The organism is Prevotella fusca JCM 17724 (assembly GCF_001262015.1).
Taxonomy (GTDB): domain Bacteria; phylum Bacteroidota; class Bacteroidia; order Bacteroidales; family Bacteroidaceae; genus Prevotella; species Prevotella fusca.
In genome coordinates this window covers 1312096-1336114 of sequence record NZ_CP012075.1, presented here as the reverse complement: position 1 = coordinate 1336114, position 24019 = coordinate 1312096, and the positions used below count along the sequence as shown (strand labels likewise).

Below are 24019 nucleotides of genomic sequence, written 5' to 3'. Positions count from 1 at the left end.
TTACTTGGCTTCTATGTTATTGATTTCGTCAAGTGAAGCCTGCAAGAGGTCAATGACAGCCTGACGTGTCTCCGGGTTAGCAAGTGCCTTGAGCAATGCCTTGTTTGAAGAGAGCTGGCGTGCGATCTTGATGTTCTGCTCTTTCTCCACATCAAGTTTGCTGAGGAAAGCACTGTTCTCCTTCAACTTCTTCGAATCGAAGTCGCCAAGGTTCTTGAAGTGCATCGTCTCAGTAACATCCTCACCGTTGTCGTCCTGCATTTCCACCTGAACAGATGGTGAGAAATGGTCAAAGACCTCTTCAACTGTCTGCAAACCATAGACTGTCTCCGGGCTTACTGGTGCCTCATCAGTTAGTTTCTGTACTAACAAAGTTCTGTTGGAAGGAATGTCGGCAATCGACTCATTAGCGTCGACATTTACCTCATTACCACCAATTCCATAATCAAAAATGGCCATGTTCTTAATATTTAAGTTATTATTTTATACTTATCAAAGATTTTGTTCTTAGGCGCAAAGATATAAAAATAATATGGAATTAAGATGATTAATAATGTAAAAAGGCATTTATTGCTAAGCTAATTTTATTTAAACGGCTTTCTTATGTTAATAAGTGAATAATCCCACGCGGGTTATCTAAAAAAATGTTGTCTTAAAGCCCAATCGGGCATTGTGGTCTGATGGCTGATTTGGATTTAATCTCAACTTCGCAGCATTATTACTTAGTGAGACAATTTCATATATTGTGATGTTTTTGGAAGTCTGTACATTGACATGATGACATCTTCGGGAGGCTTGGTCTTGTCTAAGCATCACTCTCCCACCCAAACCAAGTGGGGAGTATGAAAACCATAAAGGTAGCTGAAGAAGAGAGAGAATCCTGAATGCTTCCATGACTGAATGCCTTGCCACGGCATCTGCGTTTGCCCGATATGGATTCGGTAACTTCTTCAAAGCCCAACTTTGAAAAACATCCATGACGTGACAAAATCCTCCGAAAGAAGTGATGTTCTCGGTTATAACTGTTAGCTTTGTCATGCCTGATTTTTGCTTGCTTATTATGTTCGTAGCACCAAGATAGCTGAAAATTCCGACACATCTAAGTGTATTGAAGACTTTGTTTCTCAGGCACTTGAATTTCCTAAAAGATTTTAAGCTGCGGAATTAAGGGGAAAGAAAAAGACCGCCAAAAGACTTAAAGAAATTTAAAATACGCTTTACAGTCGCATTATTGTAAAACTAAAGTCCTAATTTTGCAGACAAATATAGGTCTGACACATAGCTATTATGTTCAGAAACTATCAAGGAAAGATGCTCGAGTGGTTGAAGAGGCACGCCTGGAAAGCTTGTATACCCCTAAAGGGTATCGGGGGTTCGAATCCCCCTCTTTCCGCAACAGACAAGGTGTAAACCAACGGATTACGTGGTTTACACCTTTTTTTTTGTGGTTCTTCCGTCAAACCCATATCGGTCATTAGAGCCTGAACAGATTTTGTTTTATAGTCGAACAGATTGTCTGTCTTTGCAACGCAAGCGTAGCGGGCTACGTCAAGTTACAAAGACTGACAAGATGCCGACAAGAAAATGAAAGATGTTAGGAAACAACACAAAACGCAGGAATTATGAACATTGTGGTCTAATGAACGATTTGGGTTAAATGCGTGGACACTTTTCGTATAGCTTTAACGAAAGAACCAAAGTCATTCATTAAGCAAAAACATAGTCAAGACGGTCTTGGCTGTCTGTTTTATTTTCAACCTCTGACACAGAAAACCTTTTCATGTTAACGCTTCGAAAATTTGCAGATAAGATATTGAAAAATCATGACATAATTTCGGATAAAACACCTGCAGATAAAGGCTAAAACACGTATAAAAAGCAAGTTTGCAACCATCAGCAAATCAGTTGGTTATAAGGTCGTGCAAGAAAAGGTGCTTAATTGGACTTCAAAAGGGCGTTAGTTAGACCTCAAAAGGGCATCTATTGCAAGTCAATTGGGCGTCTTTTCAAAGCCAAAAGGTCATGTATTGGTTTTGAGCCACATGAAAATAGTTTACAAACATCAGTTAGTATGGAGATAAGTTATAGAAGACGGAAAACTTGTTAATAGATAGGCAAAATATCGATTTGTCTTTCCTGCATTATACCTTGCAACTTGTTCCCCTTTGCAAGACCATCTGTTTTTGGATAGTCATACCATGCAGGTGTATAAGCCTTCATAGATACAATCTATGCATTTAACGGAAGACCTTTTTGTTTCCACTTCCCTATGCTGAAAAGCAGGCGCAGACTGTCTACCGCCTTCCGCCAATAACATTAGAGGCTATTTTCCTTTCCATTGCTTGTAATACGGCTTTATTTTTCCTAACTTTGCAGAAAATAAGAATGAAAAACGGTGTGTTGCCGACGCACCAACATTAAACCCCGGAATAGGTTATGATAGAAATTGATACAACCAACATGTGTTCGCACCTGCAGAAGAAGCTGTTTGAGGAGGATGGTATTTACCATCCCGTATGGCAGGCGATGCAGGCAGATGAGGAAATAACGGCAGTAATCCGCTCACGCCAGCTGCACATCTATCGCAATGGCAAGAAAATACTGGTGCTCCCTGGCAAGGCAGCACCGAAGATCATCCGAGAAGACAGCCTCAACGAACTTGTACCTAAGGAGTTACTGAAATGAAAAGAGCAATCATCATAGGTGCCAGCAGCGGCATCGGGCATGAGGTGGCACGACTGCTCATCACGCAGGGATGGACAGTCGGTGTGGCAGCACGCCGCATGGAGAAGCTCGCCGACCTGCAGGACTGTGCGCCAGAGCGTGTCTACACGGCACGGATTGATGTAACTGACGATGGCGCAGAGGCTTCCCTCTTGCAGCTTATCGAGCGCATGGGTGGGCTCGACCTCTACTTCCATGCAGCTGGGATCGGATGGAAGAACCCCACGCTGGAGGCTGAAACAGAACTCAAGACGATGGAAACCAATGCTGCCGGCTTCACGAGAATGGTGGGTTGTGCCTATCGTTATTTCGCAGCTCATGGCGGAGGGCACATCGCCTGCATCACGTCCATAGCCGGAACGAAGGGACTCGGACCTGCTCCTGCCTACAGTGCAACAAAGGCAATGCAGAACACCTATCTGCAGGCTTTGGAGCAGTTGGCTGCCTGCAAGCATCACGACATCCACTTCACGGACATCCGACCGGGATTTGTCGACACTCCCCTACTCGCTGGCACATCACATCTCCCTATGCTGATGACCACGGAGAATGTGGCGCACAGCATTGTGAAAGCAATCAACAGCCGCCGCCACATCTGCGTCATCGACACTCGCTGGCGCATCCTCACCTTCTTCTGGAGGCTCATTCCCAACTGGATATGGAGACGGATGAAGCTGTGCTAAAGCAATACGAAAAGCAGAGTTACACGGAAACCAGATTAAACACAGGGACACCATAGGTGATGGAGCAAAAGAATATATTGACGACATGGGGGGGCAACAGCTTCTTGCCTCTTTGTCCCTACGGTGCCTCTGTATTATCATCTTTCACCTCCGCTTACCCCGTTACGCCGTGTGCCTTATCTTTTTTCGACATTTGCCTACCTTGATTTAACTTGATGTAGTCCGCTATATCTGCGTTTCACAGACAAACAAAATATGTTTAGCTTTAACGAACCGATTTGGGTTTATCCCACACTTCACAACATCCTTTCTTCTTTTCTTACAGCCAAATCCCGCTCCAAGCATAACTTTCGCAAGTCAATGACTGGACAAGAAGGAGCTGGATATGTGAATAAATATTAATTTTCAGGCTCTAAAACAAACTTTCAGGGATTTAAACCATCTTATATAATCAAGTCCCGCCAGCTTCATGTGGGAAGCGGGAAACAGGGCTTGTGAAAGAAGACAGAACTGAAGAAGAAACAAGTAACAAAATAACAGAAAATTAGAATATGAGAAAAATTTGTTTGAAAATCCACAGATGGTTAGCATTACCACTTGGAGTGTTTATGGCTATATTATGTTTCAGCGGACTGGTACTGCTCATAGGGGGCGAAATCGCATCGGCTTTTGATGCTGACCCTAAGCAGGTTCCGTTCCTCGTAGCTGTCAAACAGCTGCACCGCTGGCTCTTTATGATACCCGAAAATCCACGTGGAGGGCTCTCCGTCGGACGTATCATCACGGCTGTCACGACTATGTGCATGACGATTGTGCTGCTCACGGGCGTTGTTGCATGGTGGCCAAAGAGCAAGAAGATGCTGAAGAACCGCCTGACTGTCAGCACCGACAAGGGCTTCCGCCGCTTTGTCTATGACACACACGTATCACTGGGCATCTATGCCTTCGTATTCCTGTTCATCACCGCTCTCACCGGTCCTGTATTCTCATTCAAATGGTACAAACAGGGCATGTCGAGACTCTTCGGACAGGAAACCGAGCAGAAGGAGATGAAGATGGAGATGAAAAAAGACGATGCCAAACAGACTGCAACAAAGGAAGATGCCTTTGCTGGCGGAAATGCGGAACAGATGAAGGAACAGGCACAGAAGCAGGATGGTGCATCGCAGGACATGAAGAAAGACGGGCAGGACAAGAAGTCTGGCGGCAAAAAACTTTTCAAGAAGCTCCACACGGGCAAATGGGGTGGCTGGTTCTCGATGATCCTCCACGCAATTGCCGTACTCATCGGCGGCTTCCTCCCCATCAGCGGTTATTATATGTGGTGGAAGAGAAACTACGGAAAGAAAGCCAAAGCATAGAAAGGATTACTACCGTGTGCAGCACAGTCCACAACACATAGGTAGGTGAGAAGTCAAGACAGGGGACTGTATCAAGATGTTTTCCAGCGGTAAGGCACAGGGCACACCGCCTGCATGCCTGCTGACGGGAGTTAGCTTCTGTGAATTCTTCGACCTTTAGGTCTTTGTGCTTTTTGTTCCGTCCAGTCTGTTCTTCTGTGTTCTTCTGTGAGAAATCCGCACCAAGCAGCAGGGTTTCATTCTCTCACAAATTACCAAGCCATGCAGACAACAATCTGCCATGACACCGCCGACAAAGTTAACAAAACATTCTGTACGGAAGAATACTTCCTACAAGTTTGTTGATTCAACGACCAGAGAAGCTGCGATGAAAGCAGCAAACCTGACTATAAAAAACAGCCATATTGCAGCAGGTTATGCTTCAATATGGCTGTTTATGTCGGACAGGTTACTATCTGCAACACTCTCCGAAGGTACAATTATGTTTGATGCACCTTCATTGTCTGTTTAAAGAGCAATTACTTCACAAGCACCTTTCTTGTCGTTCCGTCAGAAGACTTCACGACGTTCAGACCTTTCTGCAAGTGCTGGAGCTGGCGACCATCAACAGTGTAATACTTCTCTGTAGTGTTCTTGTTGATGGTAGCATTCTCGATACCGGTTGTAGTAACCTGTGTGGTCATCGGCTCGCTTGAATACTTCTTGCCATCCTCCTCGTAAACCATCACTACAGAGAGTTTTCTGATGGAAGCATCATAGAAGTGGAGGATGCGCTGGTCACCGGCAATCTTGATGTCATCGTTCCGCTTGTCCTTATAGTTGAAAGGAATATCAGTCATATCCTTGTCCAGATAGAAGAACTGGGACTTTGTAAACTTGAACGGCTCCTTGCTGTCGTTGATGTAGACATTATAGTACATCTTCTCCGGATTGAGATAGTTGCCGTCAACATCCACATTCTTCACATAGAACGCCAGAGTAATGGTCGTCGTAGAGTAGTCGTAGCTTTCAACAGCCGAGCAGTAGTGCAGCTTCGGTGTCTCCGGATTGCCTGCCTTATGCTGGTAAGGAGTCAGCACAATGTCCTCCAATGTCTCAAGCTCTTCTTTCGGCATGTTTGCTGCACTGCTCTTACCCATCACAATCCTGAGCATCTTGTCACTCGTCAGCTTACCGTCTGCAGCATTGATTGTGAATTCGAGCTTGTCGGCAACAGTTGTAGCGTTGTCGAAAGCAGCTGCATAAGTATGATATTCAGCCATGTCGTTGGAATAGTTCATGAAATCAGTCTTTACTGTTCTGCCCAGATACTGGTTCGTGAGCATCACAGCCTTGTCGCCCTGCCTTGTCAGCTTCACCCATACATCGGCAAGTTTCTTGCTTTTGAAGATACCTTTCAGGTAGATGTCGTCACCGCTGACAGCTGTCTCAATGATGCGCGGAGAGGTTTCCTCCTTGGTGGTGAGGGTGTACTGTTTCTTTTCAGCAGAAGCAGGAGGCGTGACAAGACTGTTATCGAAGGTCTGGATGGTTACACCCCAGTCGCCGTAACGGCTTTCCCATGTATCCTTGTTATAGACCATTCCCAGGATTTCGTTCTTGGAACCGACGCCAAGCATCTTGAGCGTTGTGCCGTCCCAGGTGAACTCCATATAGTTCTTATCCTTTGCAACAACCTCGTACTTGTCGTTGCCCTTGTTCTTCATTCGGTTCAAGGTGAAGATACGCTCGGAGCTTACAGACTCGTCATCATCATCGCCACCGTTGTTATCCTTGTAGATTACCTGCGGCAGAACGGCTTTGTACTTACCGTCGCTCACCTTCTCCAGCTTCAGCCATGACTTGCTGTCGAGTCCTGACAGGGGATTATAAACATAAAGGCAGCCATCCTTTCCTTCCACAATCTTGGAAACCAATCCTTCATACTTACCAGCTTCCATGCTTGTCCAGCTCTTCTTAACCCAGGAGTCACTGGTGCGGTACATATTGTCTATCAGCCTTCCTTCCGGTGTGTCCACCAGCTGTGCCGAAGCTGTAAGGCTCAGTAACAAAGCACAAATAGAGAATAAAGTTTTTTTCATAATCTGATATTTTAAATGAGATAAATAGTTCATTTGCCTTCTTTAGAAATCATATCCGATACCGATGGTGCAATAGCTGCTTCCAGCATCGGCGGTTTTCAGCATATAGGCTCCGTTAAGACGCAGTCCGTGATACTTGAAACCTGCACCCATCGTGAAATGACTGAGGTTGTTGTCGCCGTATTCATAGCCTGCACGCACTGACACCATCCTATCGTAGGTGTATTCAAGTCCACCGCCAGCCATGAACGTCTTGAAGTCTGACGGCTGGAAGATGTAACGTGTTGATACAGCTGCAGCAACCTGATGCTTGTCTGCTACATCAACAGCCAACGCCCCCCCCACAGCAAAATGCGTAGGCAGTGAGGTCTTGCTGCCGTTGCCATAGTCGAGCTTAGGACCTATTGCACCGACCTTGGCATCCAGCACGAGACTGGCAGGCTTGCCGGCAAAGTTCATACTGCTGTTCTGATAGGATGCACCCACGCTGAAAGCACCGCCGGTGGCATTCTTTGAAAGATGGCTGAAGATGACACTCCCCGTTGCGTATGCAGCAAATCCATTACCAATCAGATAGGTATAACCAAAGTCAATGGTCCAGTTATAAGGCTTATAGTCCTTGGTTGGGTTTCCAAGGAGGTCATAACCCTTCAACTTCAATCCACCAGCATAGCGAAAACCGGCAAAGGCTGCATGACGACTGGCAAACTTATAGCCCACAGTAGTTGCGTACACCCCGAATGTCCCTTCTTCACCTTCTCCCTTTTCAAAGATGGAAGCAGAAGCATCAGCCGTGAGCTTCTTGTCCACAGCGAAGAAAGCAGCAGGATTATTGTACAGATACATCCCCTCGGCAGCTGCCGACGCATTGCCCATGGCAGCTGTCCGGGCATCGGTGTTTGCTGTCAATATCGAAAGGTCCTGCCCCTGGGCATCAGCCTGCGTAGCACCGAGAAGTGCTGCGCAAGCCATTATAATGATATGTTTTGAATTCATACTTGTTGTATTTATCGTTTGATGAACATCTGACTGTGATTGCCCTTACTTGTATATACGGTAAGTTTGTATGTTCCGGGGTTCAACTTGGAAAGGTTCAGCGTCGCTACATTGTTCTTGTCAGGCGTCACGACAGCTGACATCAGTCGCTCGCCCACGGTAGAGCTGACAACGAATTCTGCCTGTTTTACTTCGGGATTGAGCAGGGCATTGATGTCCTTCTTCACCGGAATAGGATAAACTACATAAACAGGAGCTGACTTCCTTTCGACGACACGGACTTGGAAAGAGCCGTCAGAAGATGTCTGGCGACCATCTGAAGCAGAGATGTTTATGCGTGTGATGCCCTTTGCCAGCGGTTTCAGCTGCAGGTTGTCATTGTTGACTGTAGCTGTAGCAATGCTGCTGTTTGTCACATCCGCCTTGTAAGTAAGCTGGTTCTTGCCGCTATACGTGTAATGTCCTGCCAATGGAATCGTCACCACACCCTCATCAAGACCTATGATATAGTTGTCGAATGGCTTTTCCAGCTGTGGCGGAATGTACTTGACAATCTTAAACGTAAAGCTCTTCTCAGCCGTTGCTCCAAGGTCGTCGGAGAGGATAAACGTACAGGTGTAGCTGCCTGCTTCAAGCACAGGAACAAGGTTGACGGTCACCTTAGACTGGTTCAAGGTGTAAGATACGCCCTTGGTCTCGCCAGTAGCCTTTATGTCCCAGTTATGTCCGTCAGGGTCGGCAACATTGAAGCTGAATGACTTTCGCTCGTTCTCACTCACCTCAACCACTCCTTCCGGGAAGCCGGTTACCTCTGGTGCATGGTTGAGCTTCGTCGTACACTTCTGTATGACAGGGTCGGAAAGGTTTCCCCAACGGTCTACAGCCACAACAGCAATGCTGTATGCCTTGTTATCCTGCAGGGCATCAAAGTTGTATTCAAGCGTCTCACCCAAACTGTGTCCCATGCCGTTTACTTCCCTGTAGGTCATATTCTTGAGACTTTCAGCAGTCAGTTCACCTGGACTGATGTACAATCTGTAGAAGGTTGCGGTCTTATCCTCGTCCTTCGCAATGCTCCATTCAGCCTTAATATCTACGAAGTCAGGCGTCAGCTTCAGCATTCCAACCTTTTCCGGCGCAATTTTCGTGTCAGACTCAAAGGCAGCCTCAGCATCAATATAACCCCTACCTAACTTCCCTTTATATCCAGGGTTCTGTTCATCGATGTTGTAAGGTCTGTATGCTGTAATCAGACGCGACTTCAGCTCCTCATTGGTGAAACCCTGCTTTCCGAAGTAGGATGCGATAAGTGCAGCAATACCCGACACGTGCGGACATGCCATTGATGTTCCTTGGAAGTAAGCATAGCCTGAGGAAGACTTGCTCTTCGGCACGGTACTCAACACACCTGCTTCCGTTCCGAAGCGGTCCTGGTCGCCACCCGGTGCCATGATCGTAACCCACTTGGCATAATTACTGTAGCTTGCCTTGGTGAAATCCCAAGCCATTGCAGAGACTGAGACGGTCGGCGCATAGCAAGCCGGATAAGCAGAGAACTCCTTGTTCTCATTACCCGCAGCGAACATTACCACACCACCCTTCATCGGAGAGTCTGGACGCTGTTGTCCGTTAGCATCGCAGCCAGCCATCTTGATGAAGTAGTCTATTGCTTCCTGCAGCAACTTAGGCATCGAGGTCACACCTGAAGTTGACGCATATCCCCAGGAATTCTGACAGATGACAGCTCCGTTATCAGCTGCATACTTGATGGCTGCTGCCGCATCGCCCTGTTCCTCCTTCTTTCTGAATATCTGGCAACTCATAAGGCGCACACCGCTGCCTGCTGTACCGTCGCCGCCTGCAACGCCTGCAACGCCCTTTCCGTTGTTGTTGCGTGCACCTACAGTTCCGGCAACGTGCGTACCATGCCCTTCATCATCAGGTTCTATCCTGCCCCCGACAACATCCTTTGCCTCAACGAAGTTATAGCCGTAGATGTCATCAACGAAGCCATTGCCGTCATCATCCACATTGGGCTGTCCGTTCTTCTCCTTCTCATTGATGTAGAGATTGTCCACCAAGTCCTCGTGGGTGACATCGACACCGCCATCTACAATGGCAACAATGACGTTGTTCTTACCTGTTGTGTACTTCTCCCATACAGGCTTAACGTTACAGTCAGCACCCTTCTTTGCACGTGCATTCACCGAACCGTCATTGTAATAGTGCCACTGCTTTGCCAGAAGCGGGTCATCAAAACTGCCCGAACCCGACTGCATGCTTGCGCCTGTAGCTGAACCGGTATAAGGCTTTGCTGTTATTTCAGGGCGCACGATGGGCAGAACACGCTCTGCATATTCCACTCCCTTTGTCTTGCTGAACTGCTGTACGACTGCCGCAACATCCTTGCTCTCATCGAAATAGACGGTGTACCAGCGGTCAAGCCCCTCGGCCACAGTCCGTGCCTCATAGACTCCGGCAGGCTTGAAGACCCTTTCCATCTTATAAGCACCCGCAAATTTCATTGCAGAAGACATTGCCGAGGGTACGTTCTGCATCTCTACACTCCCGCTACGGGTTCTGGGTATAGACTGGTTGGTGCCCTCTGCCAGCTTCACATGGATGCAGCCTTTCACAGCAAAGATATCCTTGTCAATATTAACAGAGCGTGTATTGGAATTGGCTGTTTCCGTTTCCAGGCTGTCCTGGCACGATGCCGTAAGCATCATACCAGAGATAGCACACGCACATAAGTATATAATAGATTTTCTCATCACTATTCCTTTCAATATTATCTGCTTGGATTGTGTTTCTTGAGCATACTTTCTATTTTTGCCATACGCTGTTGCTTACTGCCTGCAAAGACTGTAGGCTTGTACAGCACACTGATCTGCATTATAGGCTTTCCGTTGTTCACGTCGGCAAACTCTCCACCAGAGATAGCCAATGTAAGATAATCAGAGCGACGGGCATAGACATGATGCTTACCGCTGTAGCCTACAAACTCAAAGTTGTTTGAGGTAAGCAGCTTGTCAAACTCACGGGTCACGAACCATTCCCTGCCATACAGCCATATACCTAAGTTTGGCTGGCTGTAGAACAGGCTATACTGTTCAACACTACCCACCTTGTCCTGTGGAGCAGGAGAGTCTCCTCCCCGCAAATAGAAGAAGTAAGTACGGGCTATCAACGTCGGGTCAGTGGTCTTGTAGAGAATCGCCTCAATCTCCCTGCTCTTGGAAACCTGCCGTTTCATCTCCTCACTGTTCTGGCTCGCCTCATACTCCTCTACGGCACTGACCTTCTTGTCAGCCTTGTCAAGGAGTTCTAACGGACCAAGGTCAAGACTCTTGAACGTCTCGTAATCACGGTCCTGTGAGTGCATCTGATAGAAGAACAGTACGACACTGTTGTTCTTCTCCATAATGTCAACGTCCATGGTCATGGACTCCTTCACATTGACATAGTGGTTAGGGTCTTTCTCATCCCTCACATATCCATTGGCTTTCACGAAGTCCTGGAAAGCCTGCGACTTCACTGCATCAACGCCTTCCTTTACCAGCGAACGGGTGTAGATACGGGTAGGTGTGAAGTACTTTGTATCATGAACATACACAACGTCCTTGAACAAAGGAGACGGTGTCCTGAAGAAATAGCTTTCCTCGTATATTCCGTTTGCAGTGTCCGGACCGCCGTATTCATGAAGCAGACTGCCCCTGCGATACTCAAAGTCCATCATCTTATGCAGACTGAAAGGATTGCCGGGATTGCAAGCCAGAATGAATGTAGCCACACCGGGCTGTCTTACAATCACCTCACTGCTCTTTCCGCCAAATGTTATCGTGAGTTTTGTCGTCCTCTCCGTTACGTCATAGTTAGGTCTGGAAATGAACTTCAACGCATGCTTCTTCCTCACAACCTGCAGCCATTCGGGCTTCTCGTTCTGCAGCAGCTCATACATGCTGCTTTCCATATTCACGTCTACGGTAGTCGTACCGCCCACCTGTGGCAGTATAATCTCACCATTGGCAATATCAATCGAGATGTCGGCAGCACTCTGCTTTACCATTACCTTCTCAACAGCCAGACCGCCGTCAACAAGGATGTAACTGCTTCTTTCCGCACCAGTCGTATTGGCATCCACCTGCACGGCTATCTCGTTTCCGTTCCGTGTGAGGTGCACCCACGGCTTCGGCGTCGTGGCAACCCATTCCTTGCAGTTCGTGCTCACGGTAATGGTCTTCTCACCCATCTGGTTGGAAAACGCTATATCCTTCTCTGAAACGCTCAGCTGCGGTTGCTCGAAACTGTCATTCTCGGCACATCCTGCCACCATTGCCAATACAAGGCATAGGAAGGAGAACCGCAACAGCTTATGTAATTTTGTTATACGCATATCGGATAAAATTTAAATAAAGTTATCATTCGACCCAAGTCTCAGAAGCATAGCAGAGGTATTGCCTGCAACGTAAGCTGGCATCGACTGCATCCCAACTGATGCCTGCCTGTCAATTAACCGTTGCTCGCATTGCCGTCAGGCATCTTTTCCTGCACAGACAGACAACCGTCCGGGCATCAAGATGCTTGCAGCATGCCCTTCTGCATACATAAAACCTGTATCCGAGACCTAAGTCACTTGGCTAAAACTTCAAAGCCTTCTTTGCTGCAAGGAAGTTTCTGACCATCTTCTCCTGCGCCTTCACAGCCTTGCTCCCTGCACCTGACACTGACGGGTCGTAGTTGTAGAGCAATGCGAGGACAGGAACATTATTGTCGGATACGCATGTAACAGCTATGAGCAGGTGGTCGCGTTCACGTACAAAGAAGTGGGTATTGCCTGAAGAACGGAGGAAAGAGAAACCGTCTTCACCGAGTTTCTTCTTGAGTTCATTCGTAACGACCCATTTGTTTCCATACTTCCACACACCGAGACCTGTGTCCTTGAAGAGCAATGCACCAATCTGTACGCTTCCAAGTTTCGCAGGAGCGTTGCCGTCCTTGTCGGTTGTATAGAAGATGTGGATACGTCCGTAAGCATCTGCCGGACCGGGAGTTCCCTTCAGCGTGTACTGCAACTGTGACACCTCCGTGTCCTTGTATTCATTCATTGAGCGTTCTTCCTCCTTGCTGCCTGCATTCTGCTCGTACTGCTCAACCTGTGCCAGCTTCACGTCATCTTTCTGCAGAAGCTCAAGCGGATAGTAAGGAACCTTGTCGAAGGTCTTGTATTCACCCACCTGCTTCATAATCGGATTGAAGGTAAGGTTTACGCCTTCATTGTTCTCCTTCTCTGATATATAAACCTTCAGGGACATCAGTTCCTTCTCGTTCATATACTCCCTGTTTGATTCGGAGTTGCTGCGCACATAGCCATTGTCAGTGAGGAACTTCTCGAAAGCCTTGTCCTTGACGGCATCTATGGCTTTCCTTCCGTCGCCGACAGTGATGATCTGCGAAGGAGTAATGCCGTCAGGACTGCAATACTGTATCAGTGTGAATATTGGCGAAGGGGTAATGAAGGTGTACATTTCTTCAAGTCCGTATGCCGGTATGGCTGTCTGGTACTCTCGCAGATAGCTGCCTCGTCCAAGCTCATACTCCATTATCTTGTGTGCATCCTGCGGTACACCGGGGTTGACAGGAAGGATATAACGCTGTATGCCCGACTGTGACACGACGATTTCACGGGTCACGCTGCCGCTCTTGGCATAGAGCTTCACCTCACGCTTCTGGTAGCTATCGTTGCGCCCAGCTATCAGCTTTATCTCCTCCTCAGACTTGACTATCTTCAGCCAGCTGACCTCCTCACTGGTTGTAACATCATAAACTGATGAGTTGGTCGTAACGTCAACCGTCTTTTCGCCACCTGTCTGCGGCAGATAGATTTCTGTCGGAACAACGTCAAGCGTCACGTCAGCCGCACTCTGCTTCACCTCTACCTTACCGGTAGCACCATTGGCATTCACGAGCACGTAGCTACGGCGTTCCGTACCCATCTTGTTCTCTCCCACCTTCACTTTCAGGAGGTTGCCATCCTGAACCAGCGAGAGCCAGTCGCCTTCCTGTGGAGACGATGCAACCCAACTGCTCTGGTTCGTTGTCACACTGATGTTCCTTTCACCGACTCCTTTGTCAAACGTAACATTGTTCTCCGAAAGGACCAGTGTTGGCAACTCGAATTCATCTTCCTTTGCACATGAGAACAGGCAAAGAAGAATTCCACCTAACATTAGGGAGTAAAGTGTCTTTTTTAATTCCATACTCTTCAAGGTTTTTATCAGATAAAAATACATATTGATTTAGAACTATTTTCAGAGGAATGCATCTGTATCTCTAACGCATTATCATCGCTAAAGACTTAAAAACATGGCACTTATCCTGTTCGCTTCATGTCAGACCTTTTGTCGCAAATATATTATTTAATGAGAATAAAAGCAAGTCGATTGAGTTAAAATAAACTAATCGTCTGTCATTTGTTTTCATCATGCAGACTATCAAAACCAAACACAAATGCGTTTCCCAAATGCCTATGCTTGCTTTGCCAGCCGTCTGGAGCTTCTTTTCCACCGCTCTGTCATCCAATATCGGACGTATAGCGCACCATCCTCCTTCTTCATGACAGCAGACTGGCTGGGAAACAGAGTTGAACATACCGGCAATTGATTCCGTACACCTACCTGACAATTAATATTCCATAGAGAAAAACAAACTGCCTGTAATTCCCATTGACATCATCAGACCTGACTTCGAATTGCACACTGACAAGCCAGTACCTCTGCTGAACGCATCCTTTTATTTCCTTTTCTGTATAACTTCATTTTCGTTATGATATGTAAAAAAATAACGCTGCAAAGGTACTTTCTTCTCATTGATACGACAATACCTATTTTTGGGTAAATTAAAACGGGGTTTTCCTTGTCATTAGACCATCGGATGCTGGCGTGTGTTTTCCGTTGCCGCAGTGGCTGTTCCCACAGGGGGGCTTACTCTTCTTTTCCTTAGATATCTATACCTTGTTTCAGCCATAGACGCTTCTACAGCTTCGCATAGCATAAAGCACCATAATGCCTTATCGAAATAATCCAAGTTCCTGTTCTGTCGAATAGCTCAATATCATCGGATGAAGGATACCATACATCGCTGAAATACTTGCAGAAGTCCTTGAACAGCATGACATCTATGGTTTCGAAGTTACCAAAGTTCAAATAAACTTCACGGGGCACAGGGATTCCTAACTGACCAAGAATCTTATGCCAATCAATCTCCTCATCTTCAGCACCTGCATTCTCAACCGTTATAAACTCTGTTTCCATCTTTCTGAAGAAACCGGCAAGGCTGTCTACCTTCATTTTCTGAAGTATGCCCTGCCGTATCGCCCGGCATTCACCAGATGGCAGCGTACGGACAACCAGCATTTCCATACCATACTCTTTCCTGAAATTATCTAATTTGAACTTCTCCATAACAAACAGGTGTTCCTGATTAATTACCTACATATCCAAGCCTGCTTCCGTGCAGACAGCCGGTCTGAAGAAGTATAGCGGACGACACCTGACTAAGACTTGAAAATATCACTGCCGATGATGTCTATACTCCATTCCAACATAACCTCATGAAACCAATCACAGAAGTCATGGTTCACAACCTCTGGCCTGTCAGTGGCAGAATATTCATAGTTTGAGGTCCAGAAGACTATCCTGTTACTGTCAGAGGTATCAAAGCAATAGTAATTTCCCCCGCCATCGGGAGCAAAGGGAACGATATAGTCGGGCATCGGGAAGGCTGTCTGATAATGTTCCATATCATAGGCTCTGACAAGGTCGAATGGCTGGTTGTTGATTCCCAGCATCTCATCGCCACATATTATAATACCATTTGAGAACCTTAGAAACTCCAGATACGCTTCCGGCAAGCTGAACGGCACTTTGCTTTCATAAAGGTGAATGTCGGCATCATCAACCGGCTTGAAGTAACTAACATATTCATCCTTTAGTTCCTGTATTTTACTGATTATGCTCTCGATGCTCATAATGACGTGATTTAACCATTCTTGAAAACAGGGACGATGCTTCTTTTAAGGCTGGTTGCGCCTATAAGGAACTTCATCTCATCGTTCACTTATGAAGCCATTGTCTACCCACCAGCCTTCTTTGCAGCCAGTCTGTTCTCACTGTCTTCAATCTGAAACTGCAGACCTTGGCAAAGGTAGGAAAAATTATCTTATCCGCAATGACGGCAGCTGGATTATTCTGCCCCTCGGAAAAGAAAGCGGACTGAACTTCTGCAGCAATCACCTTTCCATCCGTCAAGCTCACATCAGACTATCGCCTGTCCCCACTTCATTTCAAGTTAATGTAATTCCTGACGCTCCACCACGCCATCACCGAACTGCCAGACCGCTAAGCCTGCACCTCTCCAGCCAACACTTCGTCCGAAGCATACGATGGAATTGTTGCCAAAAGACTATGCCAATGAAGTGCTCTGCACCGCTTTCTGTAAATATAAAATGGTTCTTCCGTTAAATGCATAGATTGGAAACAGAACAAAGGCTTATACGCTTGTATGGTATGACTATCCAAGATCGGACGGTCTCACAAAAAGGGATAAAGCGCAAGATAAGAATGTAGAAAAGGCAAATACTAACCACGTCCTTCCGTCTTCTACAAACAACTTATTCTCATGCTGACCGCTTTTTGTAAACTATTTTCATGCAGCTCAAAACCAATACATGGTCTCTTGGCTTCTAAAAGACGCCCAATTGACTTGCAATAGATGCCCTTTTGAGGTCTTACTGACGCCCTTTTGAAGTCCAATTAAGCACCTTTTCTTGCATGACTTTATAACTAACTGATTTACTGCTGGTTGCAAACTTGCTTTTTATACGTATTTTTGCCTTTATCTGTAGATATTTTACCCGAAATTATGTCATGATTTTTCAAGCTGTTGTCTGCCTTTTCAAAGTATTGACATGAAAAGGTTTTCTGTGTCGGAGGATGATAATAAAGTAGGTAGACAAGGCGGTCTTGGCTATGTTTTTATTTAATGAACAACTCCGCTTCTTCCTTTAAAGCTATACGAAAAACATCCATGCATTTAATGGAAGAACCCTTTATAAGCCCCATTCTCCGTATCATCCGTAAAAGTAAGGTGTTCAGCTTCTCTGCAGTGTTAAAACTGTAAGCCCTGTCTGACGTCTCGCTCTTGTAGACAATATTCTCTTTGGCAAGCTCCTTCAGTCCACGCCCCACGGTGTCGGCACCGGGTAATACTTTGCTATTCAAAAGTTCACTTGCAGATAAGCAAAAAGGAGTTACATTGCTGTAACTCCTTAATATTCTATGTGGACCAGCCTGAACTAATCCACAATATGTCCTTATCGCTGTTAGCTAAATATTTACCTTTTTGTACTGACAGTCTCTGTAGCAGAAATGTAGCAGCAAACTGACTGGTTTATGACCGCTATTTTGACTATCTGTTGAAAGCACGCTCACTCCCATTCTCGGAGTACAAAGTTAGATCTTTTTGTTTATATCTCCAAATCTTTGTGCCATAAATATTTAGAGATTTTACTGCTACATTTTCCAGTGCAAGGTGCAAGCCCTTATATATAAAGGGACTTGCACCTTGCACTGGAGTTTTACAAAACAATAATAATTATACAAAGATATAAGAGTAATAAAATGTTTTAGATTTAGTTCGTTATATTTATTGGTACACTGTGTATTCCGCTACTAACAAACAAACTTGCGCCGTCTGCAAGACGGATTGCATAGTGTGCAAACATTTGCATGTGGCGGGTTGCTCTTGTAACGGTGTTTTAGTAACTTTATAAGTATGAAAAAGTTATTGGAAATGCTGAAGTCAGCAAGAGTGAAAAATGGTTATTCGCAGGAGTATCTGTCTGTTATTCTGAAAGTTAGTTCGAGTCGGATCTCGCGCTGGGAAAGAGGAAAGACAGCAATGACCCTTGAACAAATTCTGATGTACGCTTCAAAGGTGGCATCCAGTCTACCAAAATATTTGAGTTTCTTGCACGTAATGGGCAGCCCGGTCCTTTACCTATAGCAGAAATTCATCTGGAGGTTTTTACTGAGGAAGCATTCAGAAGACTTTCATAGTTAGTCAGTGAACTTGGAATAGAATATGTAACAATTAAAACCAAACGATTACGCTGATGGAAATACTAGCAGTAGAAAGCCAAGCCTATCAGGAACTGATAGATAGGCTCAACCGAATAGAGCAGTATGTTGAGCGCACTTCTAATCTTATCCAAGATATAGATGAAGAGCTAGAGATGACCACCAAAGACCTTATCGGGACTCTGAATGTTTCAGAGTCCACCCTTTATCGCTGGCGCAAGAAGCAGTTGGTACGGTATCGCTACACGGAGGGTGGCGATGTACGCTACTTCTTCAAGTCTATCGTGATAGCCACGAAGTGTAACCGACTCCGCGTATCAGGTATGAGAAACGATGAGGTTCTTGGGCGGCTCAACCGTTTCAAGGACAATCTCATCATGAGTTCATGTCTTAACCCTAAAAACCGACAATTATGATAGAAAAGGAACAGATTCTTTTACTTACACAAGGAGGTCTGAATGTGTTTTCACATTTCCTTGGCTTTGAGATAAACCTTCATCGCAACTTCCGAAGTCCTTTCTATGACGACAGGCGGGCTTCCTGCCATATCTACTACGACAGGAAAACTTCTTCTTACAAATTCTATGATCATGGAGATACCACATATTCAGGGGATTGTTTCTGGTTTGTGGCAACCCTCCGTAACTTGAACCTGAAAACAAGTTTTCCCGAAGTATTGGAAACGATTGTACAAGAACTTAGATTGTACTCTTTATGTGATGGTGAAAAGCATAGCAGCCATATCACGTCAGCATATAAAAAAACTATTGTTCCCACTCCTAAGGCTGATATGAACAAGTGCACGGAAGAACGTCCATATAGTTTTGAGATACAGCCATTTGACGATGGGCTGCTGAACTATTGGGCGCATTACGGCATCCATGAGGATACACTCCGTCGCTTTCGTGTACGGAGTCTTAAACGCTATGAAAGTGTATCTACCGAAGGTAAGAAATTTGAACTTTATAGCTCACCTACGGAACCTATGTTTGCCTATATAGGAAATGGCTATGTAAAGATATACCGACCTCACAGTCCAAAAATCCGCTTTCTTTATGGTGGACGGATGCCTGCCACGTATTGCTTCGGAATGGAGCAGATTCCTGCCAAAGGAGATATGCTTTTCATTACAGGTGGTGAAAAGGATGTACTCTCATTGTATGCACACGGCTTCAATGCAATTTGTTTCAACAGTGAAACCGCACAGATACCGACAAGTATCATTGAGAGCCTTCAGCTTCGTTTTAGGCATATAATACTCTTGTATGATGCGGATGAAACAGGTGTACGGGAGGCACATAAACAGTCTGAACATCTGGTGGAATACAAGGTCTTGAACCTTTCACTTCCGCTAAGTGGTACGAAGTCTGAAAAAGACATTTCTGATTTCTTTGCCTTGGGCAACGGGGCAAAGGAACTGAAAGAGCTGCTTGCCAAGATGTTCTCAGATCTATATAGCCAAACCATGATGATGTTACGTTCCTGTGAGATTGATTATGAGAATCCACCGGACATTTCCAAATCAGTAGTAGCAGTAAACGGTGTGCCACTCGGCACACAGGATAACCTGTTCTGCATTACTGGAGGTGAGGGGACAGGCAAGAGCAACTATGTGGGTGCCATCCTTGCCGGAGCGTTGGGAGAAAAACGATTGCCGATAGAGAAGACCTTGGGATTAGAGATTACCCCCAATCCCAAAGGCTTGGCGGTCCTACACTATGACACGGAACAGTCCGAGGCACAGTTGCACAAGAACTTGGGTAAGACACTGCGTAGGGCTTCTTTGACGGCAGTACCGAAGTTTTGCCATTCTCTGTACCTTGCCTCTCTGTCTCGTAAGGACAGACTGAACCTTATCCGTGAGAGTATGGACTTGTTCCATCACAGGCATGGAGGCATCCACCTCGTGGTGATTGACGGAATAGCCGACTTGATACGTTCTGCCAACGATGAAACGGAAAGTATTGCCATTGTGGACGAGCTTTATCGCTTGGCTGGGATTTATAATACCTGTATCATCTGCGTGCTACACTTCGTACCGAATGGAATCAAACTCCGTGGGCATATCGGCTCGGAACTTCAACGAAAGGCAGCAGGGATACTCTCCATTGAGAAAGACGATAATCCCGAATACTCAGTGGTAAAGGCATTGAAAGTCCGTGACGGAAGTCCGTTGGACGTACCGATGATGCTTTTCGGCTGGGATAAGGCTGAGGACATGCACGTCTATCGTGGCGAGAAGTCTAAAGAGGACAAGGAAAAGCGCAAGACTGATGAACTCATTGTCGTTGTCAAAGAAGCCTTCCAAAATTCTTTCAAGCTCACTTACCAAGAACTTTGTGAGGTTCTGATGCGCGAAATGGAAATCAAGGACAGAACTGCAAAGAAATACATCGCCTATATGAAAGAACAACGTATCTTGGCACAAGATACCAATGGTAACTATCAAAAAGGAGAACTATGTCGTACTTAGATTATAAAACCGAAGACACTTGGCAAAAACGCCTGTTCGACAAGCTGATAAGCGTCGAGGATAAACTCGACCGCCTGCTTGTTCTGCAGGATCAATCTGTTGACACGACTGTCCGTCCACCATTGAAAGCCGAATACTTGGATATCATTGATGTATCCAAGATTCTCAAAGTGGAACAAAAGACCATTTACAACTGGGTTTGGGCTGGGAAAATCCCCTATCTCAAGGCTAACGGTCGATTGCTTTTCCTTCGGGAAGAGATAGATGAAATGGTACGGAAGCGAGATGGTTGGTAATTGATTTCCTGATTAGATTATTTTTGTTGTGTAAATGCAAGTGTTTACACAACAAAATAATTACCTTTGCAAGTAAAAAGTTGGTCGCGGATTTACCGCTCACAAAGATAACAGCACTCGCTTATTTCTTTGATAAGGAATTTACCATATATTGTTTGAAACTATTGAACCGATAAAGATAGCGTTGCGGACAAAAAATATTTGTAATTTCTACATTTGATGCTACTTTTAATGGAAAATTTATCACTTGCAATGATTTTTTTCGGCATTTTCCTTGCGCATTCAAAAAAAAGCAGTAATTTTGCAGTCAATATGACCTCCCACGCTTCTCATCAGAACAGCGCACCCGGGGAGGTCTTCGAGTTTATATACGGTTATGAGGTACGAAAAGAAGCCCATAGACACATCTGAGCAGGTTAAAAAGCTATGCGATCGAGGACTTAATATTGGAGACGAAAAACTTGCGTCCCAATATCTTTATAACATAAGTTATTATAGATTACGAGCATACACATACCCTTTTCAAAATAATGGGAAAGATGCTAATCACGAATTTCTGAGAAAGGACATTTCTTTTCAAGATGTGATAGACCTTTATTGTTTTGATAGGCGTTTACGCTCTTTAATCTTCAATGCCATTGAAAAAATCGAGGTGGCATTAAGAACAAGAATCGCCTTAACTTATTCCGTTGATGAAAATGACGCCTTTTGGTTTCTCAATCATAAGTTATACTTTCACCACGATAAGTTTATCGCATTGACACACCCTGTTGTAGGGGATTTAATGAAAGAGGTCAAGCGAAGTAATGAGGATTTTATAGCTCATTATTATCAAAAATATAGCGAACCTGCTTTTCCGCCAGCGTGGATGACCTTAGAGGTTGTTTCTATGGGAACATTGAGTAAGTTGTTTTTTGCTTTGGACAAGAATAACCCTTCTAGTAAAACAATTTGCAGGGATTTGGGACTATACAATGTCGATATTCTGAAGAATTGGATGCATGGTTTATCGTCTTTACGCAATACTTGTGCCCATCATAGTCGTGTATGGAATCGCCGCTTTACAATAGGCTTGAAGTTTCCTTATAGAACGAATTATCCTTTCTTGTCAAAGCAAGAAGCTGCAACGATAAGGGACAATAAGTTGTTTGCCTACTTATCTGTAATTTTGTATTTGCAGCAAATAATCAGTCCTGATAGCTCATTTAGAAAGAGTTTGCTCACCCTATTGGACAAATCTCCCAAATTGGTAGTTTTGAAAGACATGGGCTTTCCTGAAAAATGGAGAGAATACTCTTTGTGGAAATAATATAATACGATGGTGTATCAATTATGACACACCATCGCTATTTATCTCAGTCTGGTTTTTACAATATATCCCTTACTTTCTTCTTGTTTGTTTCTATTATTCATAGAACTTGAATAAATTACCCCCTCCTCTTCCTTTTTAGTATTTGGACTATTACTACTATTTTGTTTTAAATACTCAGATTGGTCATTTTCGTTTGATTTTTCATTTTCTTCATTTGGTTCGTTCAATGTAAGTGCAATTTTTCTGTCAAGTTCTGCTGCCTCGCCTTTGAGTGAGCGAAGCTCGTCCTCTTTCTTCCAAGAACTGTTGGCAATGTTGGTGTAAACTTCTTTATTGGCCACAACCTTTGCCATTTCCTTCTCATGCGATTCTATCACCTTTGGAATACGCTCCAAGGCATTAATGAAGTTCTGACACGCAAGTTTCGGGTCAGTTGCCAACTTACCGTTATTATAGGTATAGTAGATACTCTCCTGCCCTTTCACAAAAAAGCGGTTCACTGAACAGTCAAACAAGTCTTTTGAAGTGCTCTCCGTCTTGACCATTATGGAGAAACCATACACTTCACCGATTTTATTATACTCTCCTTTGGTCCGAGCTTTTTCGTCTATTTCTTGTAAACGTGCAGCAGTAGTCTTGATGTCAGTATACTAGTGATGCAATAATTTTAAATTAAACTTCATATATCCCTTTATTAATAAGGGTTTCAGATCGTTCTTTGATTTTTTGATTTGAAAATGACAGCGTAACTTTGCAACCAAAACTGCATTGTTATGAACGTCGGTCGATATGTGTTTTCACAAGTTGTGAAGTACATACCTCGTTATCAGTTCGACAAGTGCGTGAAGAAGTACCGTGGCGACTGGCATGTCAAGGATTTGACTTGTTACAACCAGCTTCTGCACCTTTTGTTTGGACAGCTGACGAGTTGTGATTCTCTACGGGACATCTGCCTGTGTCTTGGTGCCCACAAGGACATCCTCTACCATCTTGGATTTGGCAACACGGTCAACCAGTCATCACTTTCCCGAGCTAACGACAATCGGGATTACCGCATCTATGAGGAGTTTGGCATCTATATGATAAATCTGGTAAGACCTTTATACACAAGGACCTCGATACCAGATGTCACTATAGACAACGTACTTTACTCCCTCGATTCCACGACCATCTCCACAAGTGTCAAACTTGCGACATGGGCTTTAGGAAGATACAACAAGGGGGCGGTGAAGATGCACACTCTGCTTGACTTGCGCGGGAGCATTCCAGCAAACATCCACATCACGGATGGCAGATGGCATGACAGCAACGAACTTGAACTGACTGCGCCGGAGCCTCTTGCCTTCTATATGATGGACAAGGCCTATGTTGACTTCGATGAGTTCTTTCGCTTCCATTTGGCTGGAGCCTATTGGGTTACCAGACCGAAGGACAACATGAAATACGAGATTATTGGTCATAGAAAAGACTTCTCCCGAGAGGATGGTATTCGAGGCGACTTTACCATTCGCTTGACTCAGCCAAAGACTCATGCACTTTACCCTGAGCCTTTCAGGGCAGTCTGCCACTATGATGAGGAGACGTGTGAAGAAATAGTGTTCATCACTAACAACTTCGAGATCAGCGCAGTGGAAGTGTCCGTCCTGTATAGGCACAGATGGGACATAGAGGTGTTCTTCAAGTGGATAAAGCAGAACATTGTCGTGAAGACCTTGTGGGGGTATTCCGAGAATGCAGTCCGAATCCATCTCTGGGTTGCAGTCATCGCCTATCTGCTTGTTGCAAGAATAAAGGCGGACAACAAAAGCCCATACACCATTACGGAAGTGGCAACGCTGATAAGAGTTTCTGCTTTGGAGAAAACTCACCTCAGAGATTTAATCACTAAGCCGAGAACCTCTGTCATTTACAATCAATATGTCAAAGAACTACCTCTATTTGATAATATGTAAAA

The 24019-nt window shown here is 45.0% G+C and carries 18 protein-coding genes, 1 tRNA gene and 4 pseudogenes; 12 read left to right on the top strand and 11 right to left on the bottom strand.

Annotated features, from left to right (window positions below):
* Positions 1 to 459 carry a hypothetical protein gene (locus ADJ77_RS12745; protein WP_025078992.1) on the bottom strand — a complete coding sequence of 153 codons (459 nt, stop codon included), beginning with the start codon at positions 457 to 459 and terminating at the stop codon, positions 1 to 3.
* Positions 460 to 848: 389 nt separating this feature from the next.
* Positions 849 to 1038, bottom strand: a pseudogene (locus tag ADJ77_RS14610) (hypothetical protein); the annotation flags it as partial.
* A gap of 267 nt (positions 1039 to 1305) precedes the next feature.
* Between ADJ77_RS14610 and ADJ77_RS12735 the strand changes: the two are divergent.
* The 4 genes from ADJ77_RS12735 to ADJ77_RS12720 all read left to right on the top strand — a co-directional run bounded on the left by ADJ77_RS12735 (position 1306) and on the right by ADJ77_RS12720 (position 4768).
* A tRNA-Ser gene (locus tag ADJ77_RS12735) sits at positions 1306 to 1393 on the top strand.
* A gap of 1043 nt (positions 1394 to 2436) precedes the next feature.
* On the top strand, positions 2437 to 2685 hold the full coding sequence (locus ADJ77_RS12730) for a hypothetical protein (protein ID WP_199897365.1): 249 nt from the start codon (positions 2437 to 2439) through the stop codon (positions 2683 to 2685).
* Entirely contained in the window at positions 2682 to 3407 is a 726-nt protein-coding gene (locus tag ADJ77_RS12725; RefSeq protein WP_050696497.1) for an SDR family NAD(P)-dependent oxidoreductase, read from the top strand. The genes ADJ77_RS12730 and ADJ77_RS12725 overlap by 4 nt, the downstream gene beginning before the upstream one ends.
* A gap of 608 nt (positions 3408 to 4015) precedes the next feature.
* Positions 4016 to 4768, top strand: a complete 753-nt coding sequence (locus ADJ77_RS12720; protein ID WP_244148566.1) for a PepSY-associated TM helix domain-containing protein — start codon at positions 4016 to 4018, stop codon at positions 4766 to 4768.
* Between the two features lie 518 nt (positions 4769 to 5286).
* Here ADJ77_RS12720 and ADJ77_RS12710 read toward each other — a convergent pair.
* The 5 genes from ADJ77_RS12710 to ADJ77_RS12690 form a co-directional block, all read right to left on the bottom strand.
* Positions 5287 to 6849, bottom strand: coding sequence for a hypothetical protein (locus ADJ77_RS12710; RefSeq protein ID WP_025078995.1), 1563 nt, complete (start codon positions 6847 to 6849; stop codon positions 5287 to 5289).
* A gap of 42 nt (positions 6850 to 6891) precedes the next feature.
* The gene (locus tag ADJ77_RS12705; RefSeq protein ID WP_025078996.1) at positions 6892 to 7845 is read right to left on the bottom strand and encodes a PorV/PorQ family protein; all 954 of its coding nucleotides are present in this window, start codon (positions 7843 to 7845) and stop codon (positions 6892 to 6894) included.
* A gap of 11 nt (positions 7846 to 7856) precedes the next feature.
* Complete coding sequence (locus ADJ77_RS12700) at positions 7857 to 10619, bottom strand: S8 family serine peptidase (RefSeq protein WP_050696495.1); 2763 nt, start codon at positions 10617 to 10619, stop codon at positions 7857 to 7859.
* Between the two features lie 17 nt (positions 10620 to 10636).
* Complete coding sequence (locus ADJ77_RS12695) at positions 10637 to 12241, bottom strand: BACON domain-containing protein (protein ID WP_025078997.1); 1605 nt, start codon at positions 12239 to 12241, stop codon at positions 10637 to 10639.
* Positions 12242 to 12485: 244 nt separating this feature from the next.
* Positions 12486 to 14105: a BACON domain-containing protein gene (locus ADJ77_RS12690; RefSeq protein ID WP_025078998.1), complete on the bottom strand. Its 1620-nt coding sequence runs from the start codon at positions 14103 to 14105 to the stop codon at positions 12486 to 12488.
* A 250-nt stretch (positions 14106 to 14355) separates the two neighbouring features.
* Between ADJ77_RS12690 and ADJ77_RS13965 the strand changes: the two genes are divergently transcribed.
* On the top strand, positions 14356 to 14508 hold the full coding sequence (locus tag ADJ77_RS13965) for a hypothetical protein (protein WP_154663410.1): 153 nt from the start codon (positions 14356 to 14358) through the stop codon (positions 14506 to 14508).
* Between the two features lie 371 nt (positions 14509 to 14879).
* On the opposite strand, the gene ADJ77_RS12685 is transcribed toward ADJ77_RS13965, so the two are convergent.
* A complete protein-coding gene (locus ADJ77_RS12685; RefSeq protein ID WP_025078999.1) occupies positions 14880 to 15308 on the bottom strand; it encodes a hypothetical protein in 429 nt (142 codons plus the stop codon).
* A gap of 92 nt (positions 15309 to 15400) precedes the next feature.
* On the bottom strand, positions 15401 to 15874 hold the full coding sequence (locus tag ADJ77_RS12680) for an SMI1/KNR4 family protein (RefSeq protein WP_025079000.1): 474 nt from the start codon (positions 15872 to 15874) through the stop codon (positions 15401 to 15403).
* A gap of 91 nt (positions 15875 to 15965) precedes the next feature.
* On the opposite strand from ADJ77_RS12680, the gene ADJ77_RS13960 reads away from it, so the two are divergent.
* Positions 15966 to 16367 carry a hypothetical protein gene (locus ADJ77_RS13960; RefSeq protein WP_148301618.1) on the top strand — a complete coding sequence of 134 codons (402 nt, stop codon included), beginning with the start codon at positions 15966 to 15968 and terminating at the stop codon, positions 16365 to 16367.
* 576 nt (positions 16368 to 16943) lie between these two features.
* Here ADJ77_RS13960 and ADJ77_RS12670 read toward each other — a convergent pair.
* Positions 16944 to 17114 (bottom strand): annotated as a pseudogene (locus tag ADJ77_RS12670) (IS1380 family transposase); the annotation flags it as partial.
* Between the two features lie 583 nt (positions 17115 to 17697).
* Here ADJ77_RS12670 and ADJ77_RS12665 point away from each other — a divergent pair.
* The 5 genes and pseudogenes from ADJ77_RS12665 to ADJ77_RS12645 all read left to right on the top strand — a co-directional run bounded on the left by ADJ77_RS12665 (position 17698) and on the right by ADJ77_RS12645 (position 22062).
* A pseudogene (locus ADJ77_RS12665) lies at positions 17698 to 17963 on the top strand (helix-turn-helix domain-containing protein).
* A 56-nt stretch (positions 17964 to 18019) separates the two neighbouring features.
* Complete coding sequence (locus ADJ77_RS12660) at positions 18020 to 18400, top strand: MerR family transcriptional regulator (RefSeq protein ID WP_025079003.1); 381 nt, start codon at positions 18020 to 18022, stop codon at positions 18398 to 18400.
* Complete coding sequence (locus ADJ77_RS12655; protein WP_025079004.1) at positions 18397 to 20457, top strand: bifunctional DNA primase/helicase; 2061 nt, start codon at positions 18397 to 18399, stop codon at positions 20455 to 20457. The genes ADJ77_RS12660 and ADJ77_RS12655 overlap by 4 nt, the downstream gene beginning before the upstream one ends.
* On the top strand, positions 20445 to 20753 hold the full coding sequence (locus tag ADJ77_RS12650; RefSeq protein WP_025079005.1) for a helix-turn-helix domain-containing protein: 309 nt from the start codon (positions 20445 to 20447) through the stop codon (positions 20751 to 20753). Before ADJ77_RS12655 ends, ADJ77_RS12650 begins: the two co-directional genes overlap by 13 nt.
* A 376-nt stretch (positions 20754 to 21129) precedes the next feature.
* Entirely contained in the window at positions 21130 to 22062 is a 933-nt protein-coding gene (locus tag ADJ77_RS12645) for an Abi family protein (protein ID WP_025079006.1), read from the top strand.
* A gap of 41 nt (positions 22063 to 22103) precedes the next feature.
* Here the strand turns inward: ADJ77_RS12645 and ADJ77_RS14465 are convergent.
* Positions 22104 to 22712, bottom strand: a pseudogene (locus ADJ77_RS14465) (hypothetical protein); the annotation flags it as partial.
* A gap of 126 nt (positions 22713 to 22838) precedes the next feature.
* Between ADJ77_RS14465 and ADJ77_RS12635 the strand changes: the two are divergent.
* The gene (locus ADJ77_RS12635; RefSeq protein WP_025079277.1) at positions 22839 to 24017 is read left to right on the top strand and encodes an IS4 family transposase; all 1179 of its coding nucleotides are present in this window, start codon (positions 22839 to 22841) and stop codon (positions 24015 to 24017) included.
* The last annotated feature ends 2 nt before the right edge of the window (positions 24018 to 24019 follow it).